Below are 13414 nucleotides of genomic sequence, written 5' to 3' on the forward strand. Positions count from 1 at the left end.
AGAACCCATTGAAAAAAGAAAACCTGACAAAATATTTGAAATTATTTTTTCGGAAGAATAATCCAACGCTTTTTTTGTTGATCAAATTCAAAGTGAATTGGATAACTACTTTCCAAAGCTAAAACTAAATTATCAAAGTGATCCGTAGGATAATTACCTGAAATTTTCAACTGACTTAAACGAGGATCAACTTCCATCTGCTGCGAATAATATCGCCCGATCTGCATTATAAATGGTGCTAGTGCAGTCTCACTTGCAACCATTCTATTGCTTTGCCACAAAATATGGTTACTGTCCAACGCTTGTTTTTGAGAAAAATGTGCCTGATCAAAGCACAACTGCTCTCCTTGTTTCAATACATACTGTTCCTTGGATTTTTTCAAGGTAACTTTTACAGCACTTTCAACAACGCCTAGACAGGTTTGCTCAGCAGTTTTCTTGAAATATTGTACGTTAAAGACAGTACCCAAAGCCTGTAACTGAGCATGTGATGTATCAACCAGAAATGGACGAGACAAAGAATCGACAGCAGTACGAATAAATACTTCGCCATAGTGCAAACGAATCGTTCTGCTGTTCTTGGCATATTGAACATCAAGCGCCGTCTCAGCATTTAATTGAATATGACTACCATCTTCCAAATCAATGCTCTTGGTCTGTCCAAATGCCGTGACATAATCTGAAAAATACCGATAACGCATATCCGAAAACCAAAATAAACTACCCGAAACACATAAAAAAGCAAATGCAAATAGTCCGCCTTGTATTTTCTTTTTCATTGAGAAATGGCTGTCATGCAATATTTGAGAACTCTCCCTTGGACATTGATCAAACATACTCATCAGCTTTTCTGCTTTTTCCCATGCTTTGAAATGTTCAGGGCTTTGATTCAGCCACAGTTCAAATTTCTCCTGTTCGGCTACAGAGAATGGCGCAGATTGTTTTTTAATCATCCACGCTGCAGCTTCATCAAAAATCTTCTGACTTTCCATATTTTGCTTATTCAATAATCGATATACATTTAGATAAAACTTTAGTTAAATCACGCATTACCGTACGGGTCGATATATTTAAGCGTTTTGCAATCTCGACCTGAGAAATACCATCTAACTGTGACCAAAGAAATATTTGACGTTCTCTATCTGAAAATTGATCTAACAACTCGCTGATTAAAAATAAAGCTTCAACGGCTTCGACCACATGTTCTGGTGACCGTTCATACTCTTCAGGGCGGTTTTCCAAAGCCTCTAAATACGCTTTTTCAATTTCTTGTCGTTTATACCAATTAAATAAAATCCCTTTGGCTACCGTAGTTAATATCGCTCGAGGCTGCTCGAAATGCAAAGCCTCTTGCCTCTTCATAATTCTTAGAAAAGTATCTTGTGCTAAATCAGCAGCATCTTCAGAGTTATTTAATCGACGTTTGAACCATTGATACAACCAAGTATGATGACCTTGGTAAAGTTGATGTATTTGTTCAGACATAATTTAGACGCCAATGATTCTCATTTCCTTAGTGTAACAGAAGTTTTATGAAGCTTTGCTGAGAATTTAACGTGCTTTAGCCAATAGCCAAGCTAAATTGTGCTGTACTGCAGGCCACTCATGTTGCAAGATGCTATAAACAAAAGTGTCTCGCAAAATATCCCCTTGAACAATTTGATGACTACGCAATACACCATCTAACTTTGCGCCTAAACGTTCTATTGCTGCCTGACTTTTTAGGTTAAATGAAGATGTTCTAAACTCTACAGCTATGCAGTTCATCGTATCAAAAGCATAAGATAACAACAGTTTTTTAGACTCTGTATTGATATGAGTACGCTGTGCGGATTGCCTATACCAAGTTGATCCAATTTCTACACGGCGATGTATAGGTTCAATATTCATAAACGTGGTCATTCCCAGTGCTTGCCCCGTTTGGCGATCTTCAATATAAAAAGGCAGCATCGTTCCCGCTTGTTGTAGAGCCAAACGCCGAGAAATTTCCTCTGCCATTTGTTCTGGTCGCGGAATACGTGTATACCAAAGATTCCAAAGCTCACCATCACAAACGGCTTCAATCAGCTGTTCTGTTTGACAAAGCGCTAATGGTTTTAAAATAACATGTTCACCGACCAGCTCTAATGATGTATTTGATAGCACATCAGTTTGCCCTATCTGCTCAAATGTTCTCATTTTTTATTCTCCATTTTTTTAAAATTTGCCTTAGAGCTCGGACACATCAACTCTGCCATAGCCTGTTGGCCTGATTGTTTGAGTCCTGCCACCGCCCCTAAAATATCTTGCTCTGATTTATTTTGTCCCAGCTTAAACTTGCCTTGAATTTTAACAATCTCAATTTCTATACCCACGATCGCCTTTAACATAGACTCTAAGTAGTCTTTTGGTGCATCAGACATTTTCCATGGTTCATCTTGAGAAGCTTCATGCTGACGAGTCAATCGCGCCACTACACCACGTACATAACGCTCATCATCATGAATGCTTACTTTTCCATACACATGTACTACCCGATAGTTCCAAGTGGGCACTTGTCGATGATGTTCATGCTTTGAGGGATACCAATTCGGTGAAATATAAGCATCCCCAGCTTGAAAGACCACAAGTACTTCATCACCATTTTTCATATCGCGCCACACTGAGTTATCGCGGGCAACGTGTGCACGTAATGCACCAAACTCCCCGATCTCTGTATCTAACTCAAATGGGAGATGATTAGCATCTAAGCCATTACTACCATTACAAAAAAGTGTAGCAAACGGATACTGAGTCATCAGATCATGTAAAACTTCGATCCGCTGCTCTTGAAAATCATCTGGGATATACATGTTCAAGCTCCTTGCTCAATTTTCAGTACATGATTATTTGTAGTTGTAAATTCTCTGGTTTATGTGGATTATTAAAAAGTACCACTTTGATTTTTTTTGAGTAGACCAGAACTATGGCAAGAATGGCAAAAGTTATTGATCTTCCATCCATTGCAAAGATTGATAAATCACAAGGTAAAATTAGTACTCAACTCACTTTAGCACTGCGTGAGGCAGTTCAATGTGGCGATTTAAAAGCTGGGGATTCGTTGCCTTCTTCTCGTGAATTGGCACAAACACTAAAAGTAGCACGTGGTACTGTCATCCAAGCTTATGATCAACTACTGGCAGAAGGTGTATTCGAGGCTCAAGCCCGTTCAGGAACTTTTGTTTCTCATCGGTTATCCAAAACTATTCAACTCGATAAAAAAGCTAAAACACCGAGCAGTGACTCAAGTATATCCTTACCCCAGTCTGCGCACGCTTATGCCAAGCTTCTAAAAGAGTTTCAACCGCTTCCTCACGTCCCTTTCGCTGTATCTGTTCCCATTGGTAGAACACAACCAAATGATATCTGGCGTAAATTTGGCAATAAATTTAGATCACGTGGGGTCGGTGCTCCCACAGGTTACGATGAGCCGCAAGGGATTCTTTCTTTAAGAGTTGCGATAGCCGATTATGTCAGACGCTCACGCTCAGTACACTGCGAACCTGAACAAATCGTCATTACCAGTGGTATTCAACAAGCACTCTATATTTGTAGTCAAATTTTATTTGAGCATAATGATCAGGTCTGGGTTGAGGATCCAGCCTATCGCGGTACAACTGCTATTTTAGAAAATGCTCCACAACAGATTGAGATATTTCGTGTTCCTGTAGATGACGAAGGCTTAAATGTAGACCATGCATCCAAAGTTGCCCAGCATGCCCGAGCTGCATTTGTAACGCCATCACATCAATACCCACTCGGAATGCCCATGAGCTTAGCTCGACGTAGCGCACTCACCGCTTGGGCAAAACAGCATCGCGCATGGATTATAGAAGATGACTATGACAGCGAATTACGTTATCACGGCCAACCCTTTCCTGCCTTACACGCCATGGCACCAGACCAAGTAATTTATCTTGGTACATTTAGCAAAGTATTGTTTCCATCACTGCGATTGGGTTATGCCATACTGCCTCAAGCCCTCATTGCCCCTTTTTGTGGGCTACGCGTTTTAATCGATCGCCATCCGCCTTCTGCAGACCAACACGTGTTGGCGGCATTTATTCAAGAAGGCTATTTGGAACGACACATTCGTCGAATTCGTAAGGTTTATGCAGAGAATCGCCTTGAGCTCATCAAGATTATCGAGCAAAACCTCCCCAGATCGTTGGCTTGGTTACAACCTGGTGATCAAGGTATGCATATGGTGTTATGGCTACATCCCCAACTCAATGATCTACAGATTGCCACTGCAGCACTTGATGTCGGTGTCTCGGTGAAAGCCATTTCAACAACATTTTCTAAACAACAACAGCATGTAGGACTGATCATGGGTCTTGGAGATTTTGATCCAAAGCATATGCTTAAGGCAATAAAACGACTTGCCCAAATTATTGAACAAGCAGCTTTAAAGCATAATCTTAATGTTCATGATGAGCACCATTTAACACTTCATGGCGCAGTTTAAACATCATTTCAGAGCACAGTTACACTTAAGGCTGCAAAAGCTGCACTTCCCAAATTTGATGATGCTCATTCCAAATATATTGATGACGTATATGTAACCGAGTATCTTTAAAAGCTAAAAATTCGATTTTTGTGGGAATCAGTTCAAAACCACCCCATGTATCAGGTCTAGGTAAATATTGCTGATCATCTTGTTTTTTTGCATGAAGAAAACGAGATTCAAGCAAATCTACAGATGTTATGCCCTGACTTTGATCAAAAGTCAGGGAGGTTAACTGCGCATCACGCGGGCGTTGTTGCCAGAAATCATCTGCTTGTTGATCTGAAATTCGCTGACATATCCCCTGTATCCTAATTTGATACGCCACATGCTCCCACCATGCAGTCAAACTCACTTTAGGATGATTTTGGATTTCGATTGCTTTTGTCGAACTTAAATCGCTACAAAATATACATCCAACGTCACTTACCGCTTTTAAATCGACAAAACGTGCATTGGGAAAACCATGTTGATCAATCGTTGAAATACATACGGAGTTTCGATATCGATTTAAACCACTTTGTTGAGCTTGTATCCAGATGTGTTGAAACTTCTCTAGTGGATCATTCACCATATATTCACCTTTTCAATGATGCGTTCAATATTTACTCAAATTAGCTGTTTTCATTTTATCTATTATTCATCTAGCTCTAATATTTCAAAGATAAATGATGTAAAAAAATCTGTTTTAACTAATATGGAACAATGATCTTTTTCAATATCTTAAAGCTTGAGACATCGATTTATGACCGGGAAAAACACCATACTGATTACTGGCTCAACTGGACAAGTTGGTCGTTTAATTCAAGAGGAACTCACGCACTGGCCTCATCTGGATATTGTGCTCGCTTCACGCAAGCCCAAACCGCATCAACACTCCGCTTTTAAAAGCGTTTATATGGACTATAACGATCGGGACAGTATTCGCTCTGCTTTAGAAAATATTGATACTGTGTTTATGATGACGGGTTACAGCATTGATATGCTCCAGCAAAGTAAAAACTTTGTTGATGTTGCAAAACAAAGCCAGCTTAGTCATATCGTACATCTCGGTGCTTGTGGTGATAACGATACTGATGTTGCACACTGGGGATGGCACCAGTTTATAGAAAAATATATTGAATCTAGTGGGATTGGTTTTACTCATCTACGTCCTGAAGCTTTTATGCAAAACATCTTAGGTTATCAAGGCGACAATAATCTCGAAAAAGGCATTTTAAAATCCTATTTTGGAAATGCTCGCTTAAGTTGGGTGGACTGTCGCGATGTGGCTAAGATGGCGATTCAATGTTTAGCCCATCCGACACAACATCATGGTCAGACTTACCGCTTAGGACATGATGCAAAAACCTATGCAGAAATTGCACAGATCATTACAGAAGAAACAGGCATCGACTATCGTTATGAGGCTGAAGATCCTGAACTGTTTTGGAAAATTGCAGTACAAAACCAACTTGAATTGACTTATATGAAAAGTATTTATGATCATTATGTCGCACACGCTCAGCATAAGATCCCAAATGCAGATGCAACATTTTCCCACTTTAGTGAAGTAACAGCTCAACAGCCCACAGATATCCGTCAATTTATACGTCAACATTTATCGCGTTTTTAACGCATGAAGTGCAGTTCACTGCTCAACAAATGCGTTAGGTTTTTCCTCCAAAGCACACCAATACTGCTTTGGAGGGATTACTTTAGGTCAGTTGGCTTAAGCATATTTTTTTGATCCTGCAACACAAATAACCGCGATTAAAGTCACCATAAACATGGTCCAACTCACAGACTCATGCAACAGCACAGCGGCAAAAGTAAGACCAATAAAAGGTTGAAATAGCTGTAGTTGACCTACAGCTGCAATCCCTCCTTGTACCAAGCCCCTATACCAAAAGACGAAGCCTAGAAACATACTAAATATAGAAACATATCCTAAAGCCAACCACGCGGCCTGACTTACATTACTCAATGTTTCAGGCATGCTCCATAATGCAATTGGCAACATGATAGGCAAAGATAATAACAAAGCCCAACAGATCACTTGCCATCCTCCTAATGTTCGAGCCGCACGTGCACCTTCTGCATAGCCCAAACCACACACCAATACAGCAGCAAGCATCAATAGATCACCTTGCAAGGAAGCACCACGGCTACCGAATGCAGAATACCCTGCAACAAAAGCAGCTCCAAGTATCGAAAACACCCAAAATAACGGCTTTGGTCGTTCATCTGCACGCAATACAGCAAATAAGGCGGTACATAGCGGAAGTAAGCCGACAAATACGATGGAATGCGCTGAACTAACATGTTGCAATGCAAGTGCTGTTAATAGTGGAAAGCCTATCACTACGCCTAAGGCACTGATCGCCAAAGCAGGTAAATCCGTTCTTTTTGGGCGTGGCTGTTTTAAGATCAACAGCAGAAAAATCGCCAGTAAAGCTGCGATCGCCGCGCGTATACTGGTTAAAAAAAATGGATCAAAATCCGCAACCGCTACTCTAGTTGCGGGTAAAGAACCTGCAAAAATAATCACCCCAATCAAACCATTCAACCAACCTTTGCTTGAGTCCTTCATGATGTCTATTCCAACTTTACAATAGCCCTATTGGAACACGGCAATCATTCACTAAACGAGATACAGTTCAGTACAGTTAATAAAAACTGTTATGATAAAAATACCCCTACAGTTGGCATCGATATGAAGAAAGCTCAGACACGTATTAGTATCGTCATGGATGAAATTCAAAATAAAATTACCTCTAGAGTTTATCTGCCAAGCACTAAGCTTCCATCTGTTAGAGCTCAAGCTCGTATGTTGAGCGTCTCTGTATCTACAGTTGTAGAAGCTTATGAACGGCTCATGGCAGAAGGAATCATCATATCAAGACCTGGCTCTGGCTTTTACGTTTCTGGTCCAATTTCTCCACTGGCACTAACCCAAATGGGTCCTAAACTGGACCGTGAAGTAGATCCTTTATGGGTTTCACGTCAGGCATTAGATACCAATACAGCGACTCTTAAACCGGGCTGTGGATGGTTACCTGCAACGTGGTTATACGAAACTGGCATGAGAAAAGCACTGCGCAGTATGTCTCGTAATGAAAGTTTGGAATTAGTTGAATATGCAACATCTTTAGGGCACCCAGAATTACGCCAGTTACTTTCACGTCGTCTCAACAGTCATCGTATTGATGTCGATCCTAATCAAATCATGCTCACAGAATCAGGTACTCAAGCGATTGATCTTATCTGTCGTTTTTTCTTGGCACCTGGGGATACGGTCATCGTTGATGATCCTTGTTATTTTAATTTTCATGCATTACTCAAAGCACATCGTGTCAACATAGTGAGCGTTCCTTACACTGTAAACGGACCTGATCTTGAAATCTTTAAAACAGTTTTAGATGAATATACACCTCGGCTTTATATTACAAATTCGGCCATCCATAACCCAACAGGTGCAACACTGTCCCCTGTGACTGCACACCGCCTGCTTAAACTCATCGATCACACCAATTTAATCATCGTCGAAGACGATATCTTTGCAGATTTTGAACTTACAGCTGCACCACGTTTAGCTTCTTTTGATGGCTTAAACCGTGTCATTCAAATTGGTAGTTTTTCAAAAACCATCTCAGCTTCTGTGCGCTGTGGTTATATTGCAGCGAGAACTGACTGGGTTGAAGATCTCGTGGATTTAAAAATAGCCACTTCATTTGGTGGTGGCAGATTCGCAGCAGAACTCATACTCCACGTACTTAAAGACAGCGGTTATCGTAAACATATGGAAGTCGTGCGTACACGTTTGGCCAATGAAATGGTAAAAACAGCAGCGAAGCTTGAAGCTCTTGGCATTAAACCTTGGATTACTCCGCAAGCTGGTATGTTCCTTTGGTGCAAACTGCCACAAGGGCTTGATGCGGGACACATTGCCCAAGCTTGTTTAAAACATGGCGTGGTGCTTGCACCTGGTAATGCTTTTAGTCAATCACTAACAGCAAAAGATTTTTTACGCTTTAATGTTGCACAATCTACAGATGACCATATATTTGAGGTGTTAGCTGAAGTGATTGCACAACATATAAACTAAGTGAAGCGCACCTATACAAAATATATCGCCACGATAAATTGAATATATTTTTATAAGTGCAGCATTGCTAATATCTCTTCTTGATCCTCATCTAGACCATATTCTTGAAAACCAAATGAAGCATAAAACTTTTTAGCAACTGTATTTTCTTGGTCGTAGCAAATCCCAATTTTGTTAATATTTGCATTTTCACGTATCTTCAATAAAGCTAAGGCGAATGCTCTTTTCCCCATACCTTTTTTTTGAAATTTCTTATCGATCATAAAACGCCAGACATCAATCTGATCAACTTTTTCCTGAACCCACATAAAAAAACCAATCGGCGTTTCATCCAAATAGATGGCTAAAGCCGTATAGTGACTATTGTAGTGAGATTCAACTAAAGACCATGTATTTGATGCAACAAAATCCTCTTGTTCTTCGTATACATCAAGCAGACAGACAGCCTCATAATTGTCTTGGGTAATATCATTTAGGGAGATGTTCATGTGGATTATCTATAATCTTAATTCAGCCCTATGATCGGTTATGAATGTCAAGATTGAATTAAAGATATGTGTAGATTGAATGGATATTATTAGAGTTTGATCAAATCCATGAATACTTGGGTTGCGAGACTGATAATAAGTATTAACTTATATCTATAAACTTTATATTTCAATATAAAATTTCTTTTCATTAAAATTTTAAAGAATTAACTAATTTGATTAAAACACACTTATAATTAAACTAGAATAACGAATATTAAAATTAACCGAATGCCTTCCATAAAATAAATTTGTGTTAATAATGAACAGGATTACCTCCACTATTAAGAGAAATTCATGAGAAAATTTATTTTAGTCGCTATTTGCTTATCTATACCAAGTATTGGCTTAGCTGCATCAGTATGTAATATCGATAAAAAAAATTACAACTCCCTAGAAAAAGTCTATAAATTAGGGAAAATTAGAGTTTTTTACTCAACCAATCCAACTAGTGTGGATAAACTACCTCACCAAACAGACTTAAATAATAACTCCATTCCCGATTATGTAGAAGATGTAGCACTTCAAGCTAAAACTGCAGGAGAAGCATTAAACTATCTTGGTTTTACTGATCCACTTGAAAGTAAGAGATATAAAGGTGTTGCAGAATATATTGATATTAATCTTGTTTCAGAATCAGGAGGTGTAGCATACGAAATCCCTCAACGTGCCGATACACAAATTAAAGAAAACAAATGTGCTCTACTTATACAATTAACTAATAATATTTCAGACTTTCCAGGGAGCTGGTCAATTGTTTCACATGAATTATTTCATTTATATCAGTATGGTTATGCTCAGTTTAAACGAGGATGGTATGGAGAAGGAAGTGCTAACTGGGCTGAACGAGTAATTCGAGTTGGAGGGCATAAATATGTAACAGGTCCTAATCCACTCCCTCAGAATATGGAGGAACTCAAATTAAAAGTTTATGCAGAACACTATAATAACCTATGGTCACGTCTAGCTGAGTTATCTGAAAAAAATAATGGTGCTATGCTTCTTCCGACTGAACTATTAAATAGAAAATATGTAAATGGTTCCAAAGTAATTAAAGATGACCAGTTGAATGGTTATGCTTTTATGATTAGATTCATGGATAATCTACGTATAAAATCTGAACAAATATCATTTAATAACAATTGGGACCCATACGCTTGGGGAGCCAATAAACGGCTTGAGTCGAACAATGCAATTATTTTAGCTGTTATTCAAGATACAATGCATCAGTTTGGTATGAACAAAACAAAGGAAGAACAAGAGTTTTTAAATATAAAGTAGTATCTCAAATTTTACTGACGTTAAAGGCTAATCATTCAAGCTCGATCTTTTAAGACTAAGCTTGAATGATCAAAAGCTTTAATCACAACTTTGATATATAGCTCTACCTCAAATACCTGCAATCTTGAGTTTGCCTAATATTTCCCCAGTCTCAGTCGTATTCCTTTTTGTGAATCACTCTCAATTTGCTAAGATAGCCGCCTATAAGGTACTCGATAACGAAGTATCCATATTGTTGGTATTGCTTAGACAGCTAAGTTTTCAAAATACAATTATTGATCATCTCGATTTAAGGAATTAATGCGCATGAATAGCACTGAAATAGTGGCTGACCTGTCTTCCCATACACCAATGATGCAGCAATACCTTAAAGTCAAAATGCAGCATCCACATTCCTTGTTGTTTTATCGTATGGGTGACTTTTATGAGCTGTTTTTTCAAGATGCACATAAAGCTGTAAAATTATTAGGAATCAGCCTTACGCACCGTGGTAAAAGTAACGGTGAACCTATCCCTATGGCTGGTGTGCCTTATCATGCAGCTGAAGGTTATCTTGCTCGCTTAGTAAAAAAAGGCGAAACAGTGGTGATCTGTGAACAAGTAGGAGAAGTCACAGGAAAAGGCCCAGTTGAACGTGCGGTCGTTCGAATCTTAACCCCAGGAACATTAACTGATGATGCGCTTTTAGGTAGCCATCAGAACTCACACCTCGTTGCTTTATGTTTACAACAAAATCAACTGGGTATTGCCTTACTTAACCTAAGTTCAGGGGTGTTTAAGGTTCAACAGCAACATTATCAAGCTGAAAGCCTTGCGCTAGAATTGGCACGTCTCATGCCAAGCGAAATTATTATTGATGAAGATCTCATCGATCAAAATATTATTGAGCAAATCAAAAAATACTTAGACTGCCCGATTAGCAAACGCCCAAATGTTGACTTTAATCTAAATAATGCACAAAAAACGCTATGTGATCAGTTACAAGTGGGCAGTTTATCAGGCTTTGGCATTGACCATTTGCCTTTGGCCAAAGCAGCTGCTGCAGCGTTAATTCATTATGCCAAAGAAACTCAAAAAACAGCTTTACCGCATATTCATTCGATTCAACTCGAACAAAGCACAGATTTTATAGCACTTGATCCTGTCACACGTCGTAATCTTGAGATTGTTGATCCATTATTTGAACATGGTACATCGTTATTTCAACTCATCAACGACTGTAAAACTGCAATGGGTGGTCGTTTGCTCAGCCGTACCCTTATGCAGCCATTACGTGATACCAAATTACTTGACCAGCGTTTAGATGCAATCGAAGCTATGGTCAAAGGTTATCATGAAGCACCTGTACGTGATGTACTCAAAGATATTGGTGATATCGAACGTGTATTAGGCCGTGTAGCGCTTGGTAGTGCTCGACCACGTGACTTAGTTCAATTACGTCAAGCCTGCGCGCAAATTCCAGCGTTACGTCAATCCATCACACCAATGCTCAATCTGGATCATTCAAATTATCTTAATCAGTTAAATCAAGAACTCGGTGATTTCCAAGGACTATATCAGCATCTAATGGCTGCGATTGTCGAAAGCCCGCCGGTATTACTCCGTGATGGTAATGTAATTGCTGAAGGTTTTGATCCTGAACTTGATGAACTGCGTAAAATACGTGACCACGCTGGACAATTTCTCATCGATTTAGAAGTACAAGAGCGTGAAAATACAGGTATTAATACATTAAAAATTGGCTATAACCGTGTGAGTGGCTACTATATTGAATTAACCCGTGCACAAGCTGAACAGGCACCTGATCATTATATTCGTCGTCAAACTCTTAAAAATGCTGAACGTTACATTACGCCTGAACTAAAAAGTTTTGAAGATAAAGTCCTTTCAAGTGAATCACGTGCACTTGCACGTGAAAAAATGCTGTTTGAACAGTTATTGGAAAAACTAAGACTAGACATCGCTCAGTTACAGATGATGAGTAGCGCGATCGCTCAAATCGACTTGACTGCGAATTTTGCCTATCAGGCACGACTACAACAATGGAACCGTCCAACATTTACCCCAGATGTTGGTATTCAAATTCGTGCTGGTCGTCACCCTGTAGTTGAATCATTGAATAAAACACCATTTACACCCAACGATACTCAACTCGATTATGCGCATCGTATGGCGATTATTACTGGTCCAAATATGGGCGGTAAATCGACCTTTATGCGTCAAACTGCTTTGATTTGTTTGCTTGCCTACTGTGGTAGTTTCGTGCCAGCTCAATCAGCTCAACTCGGACCTATTGACCGAATTTTTACCCGTATTGGTTCTGCTGATGATCTATCTACAGGTAAATCAACCTTTATGGTGGAAATGACTGAAACCTCACAGATTTTGCATCATGCTACACACCAATCTTTGGTGCTGATGGATGAAGTAGGGCGTGGTACTAGTACCTATGATGGTTTATCTCTTGCTTGGGCCTGTGTGCTTGATTTAACAAAACGTATTAAATGCTTGTGCCTCTTTGCAACGCATTATTTTGAATTGACTGAACTCAGTCATGAAACTGGTATCGACAACTACCACGTCACTGCTAAAGAACTTAATGGCAATCTAATCTTGCTCCACAAAGTGCAGCATGGGCCAGCAAGTCAGAGTCATGGTTTACAGGTTGCCAAGTTGGCTGGTATCCCAAATGCCGTGATTAAAGAAGCGCAAAAACGTCTAAAAATCTTAGAGAAACAGCAACAATTGCAAGTGAGCACCACAGTACAAAATGACTTATTTGCACCAATAGTCGAAGCGACGCCTGAGATTGAAATCATTGAAGTTGAGAAAACCTCGCCTGCACTTGAGGCTTTAACAGCACTTGATGTAGACAACTTAACGCCTCGACAAGCTCTTGAACAGCTCTACGCACTCAAAGCTCAGCTCTAGTTCAAAATACATTTTCATATGATATAGCCCGTTTACGGGCTATATTTTTGACTCAATACTTTA

Annotated in this window: 12 protein-coding genes; 5 read left to right on the forward strand and 7 right to left on the reverse strand. The window is 39.4% G+C overall.

The annotated features are described in order from the left end of the window. Nucleotides 1-41: 41 nt before the first annotated feature. From Aru01_RS06680 to Aru01_RS06695, 4 genes are all read right to left on the reverse strand, one after another. Nucleotides 42-992, reverse strand: a complete 951-nt coding sequence (locus Aru01_RS06680; protein WP_016655713.1) for a FecR domain-containing protein — start codon at nucleotides 990-992, stop codon at nucleotides 42-44. A 7-nt stretch (nucleotides 993-999) separates the two neighbouring features. Beyond that, nucleotides 1000-1485: a sigma-70 family RNA polymerase sigma factor gene (locus Aru01_RS06685; RefSeq protein ID WP_016655712.1), complete on the reverse strand. Its 486-nt coding sequence runs from the start codon at nucleotides 1483-1485 to the stop codon at nucleotides 1000-1002. A 66-nt stretch (nucleotides 1486-1551) separates the two neighbouring features. Then, on the reverse strand, nucleotides 1552-2178 hold the full coding sequence (locus Aru01_RS06690; RefSeq protein ID WP_016655711.1) for a GNAT family N-acetyltransferase: 627 nt from the start codon (nucleotides 2176-2178) through the stop codon (nucleotides 1552-1554). Next, nucleotides 2175-2831, reverse strand: coding sequence for an FMN-binding negative transcriptional regulator (locus Aru01_RS06695; protein WP_016655710.1), 657 nt, complete (start codon nucleotides 2829-2831; stop codon nucleotides 2175-2177). Before Aru01_RS06695 ends, Aru01_RS06690 begins: the two co-directional genes overlap by 4 nt. 113 nt (nucleotides 2832-2944) lie before the next feature. Here Aru01_RS06695 and pdxR point away from each other — a divergent pair, with 113 nt between their 5' ends. Next, nucleotides 2945-4486: a MocR-like pyridoxine biosynthesis transcription factor PdxR gene (gene pdxR / locus Aru01_RS06700; protein ID WP_016655709.1), complete on the forward strand. Its 1542-nt coding sequence runs from the start codon at nucleotides 2945-2947 to the stop codon at nucleotides 4484-4486. A 25-nt stretch (nucleotides 4487-4511) separates the two neighbouring features. On the opposite strand, the gene Aru01_RS06705 is transcribed toward pdxR, so the two are convergent. Then, nucleotides 4512-5099: a pyridoxine/pyridoxamine 5'-phosphate oxidase gene (locus tag Aru01_RS06705; protein WP_016655708.1), complete on the reverse strand. Its 588-nt coding sequence runs from the start codon at nucleotides 5097-5099 to the stop codon at nucleotides 4512-4514. Nucleotides 5100-5270: 171 nt separating this feature from the next. On the opposite strand from Aru01_RS06705, the gene Aru01_RS06710 reads away from it, so the two are divergent. Beyond that, nucleotides 5271-6140, forward strand: coding sequence for an NmrA family NAD(P)-binding protein (locus Aru01_RS06710; RefSeq protein ID WP_016655707.1), 870 nt, complete (start codon nucleotides 5271-5273; stop codon nucleotides 6138-6140). A 96-nt stretch (nucleotides 6141-6236) separates the two neighbouring features. On the opposite strand, the gene Aru01_RS06715 is transcribed toward Aru01_RS06710, so the two are convergent. Beyond that, entirely contained in the window at nucleotides 6237-7097 is an 861-nt protein-coding gene (locus Aru01_RS06715) for a DMT family transporter (RefSeq protein ID WP_016655706.1), read from the reverse strand. Nucleotides 7098-7220: 123 nt separating this feature from the next. On the opposite strand from Aru01_RS06715, the gene Aru01_RS06720 reads away from it, so the two are divergent. After that, entirely contained in the window at nucleotides 7221-8612 is a 1392-nt protein-coding gene (locus Aru01_RS06720) for an aminotransferase-like domain-containing protein (protein ID WP_016655705.1), read from the forward strand. A gap of 50 nt (nucleotides 8613-8662) precedes the next feature. Here the strand turns inward: Aru01_RS06720 and Aru01_RS06725 are convergent, their stop codons facing one another. Beyond that, nucleotides 8663-9100, reverse strand: coding sequence for a GNAT family N-acetyltransferase (locus Aru01_RS06725; RefSeq protein WP_016655704.1), 438 nt, complete (start codon nucleotides 9098-9100; stop codon nucleotides 8663-8665). 336 nt (nucleotides 9101-9436) lie between these two features. On the opposite strand from Aru01_RS06725, the gene Aru01_RS06730 reads away from it, so the two are divergent. Continuing rightward, complete coding sequence (locus Aru01_RS06730) at nucleotides 9437-10420, forward strand: hypothetical protein (protein ID WP_016655703.1); 984 nt, start codon at nucleotides 9437-9439, stop codon at nucleotides 10418-10420. 306 nt (nucleotides 10421-10726) lie between these two features. Further along, on the forward strand, nucleotides 10727-13351 hold the full coding sequence (gene mutS, locus Aru01_RS06735) for a DNA mismatch repair protein MutS (protein WP_016655702.1): 2625 nt from the start codon (nucleotides 10727-10729) through the stop codon (nucleotides 13349-13351). The last annotated feature ends 63 nt before the right edge of the window (nucleotides 13352-13414 follow it).

The sequence above is a fragment of the Acinetobacter rudis genome (assembly GCF_000829675.1).
In the GTDB taxonomy this organism is placed as follows: Bacteria; Pseudomonadota; Gammaproteobacteria; order Pseudomonadales; family Moraxellaceae; genus Acinetobacter; species Acinetobacter rudis.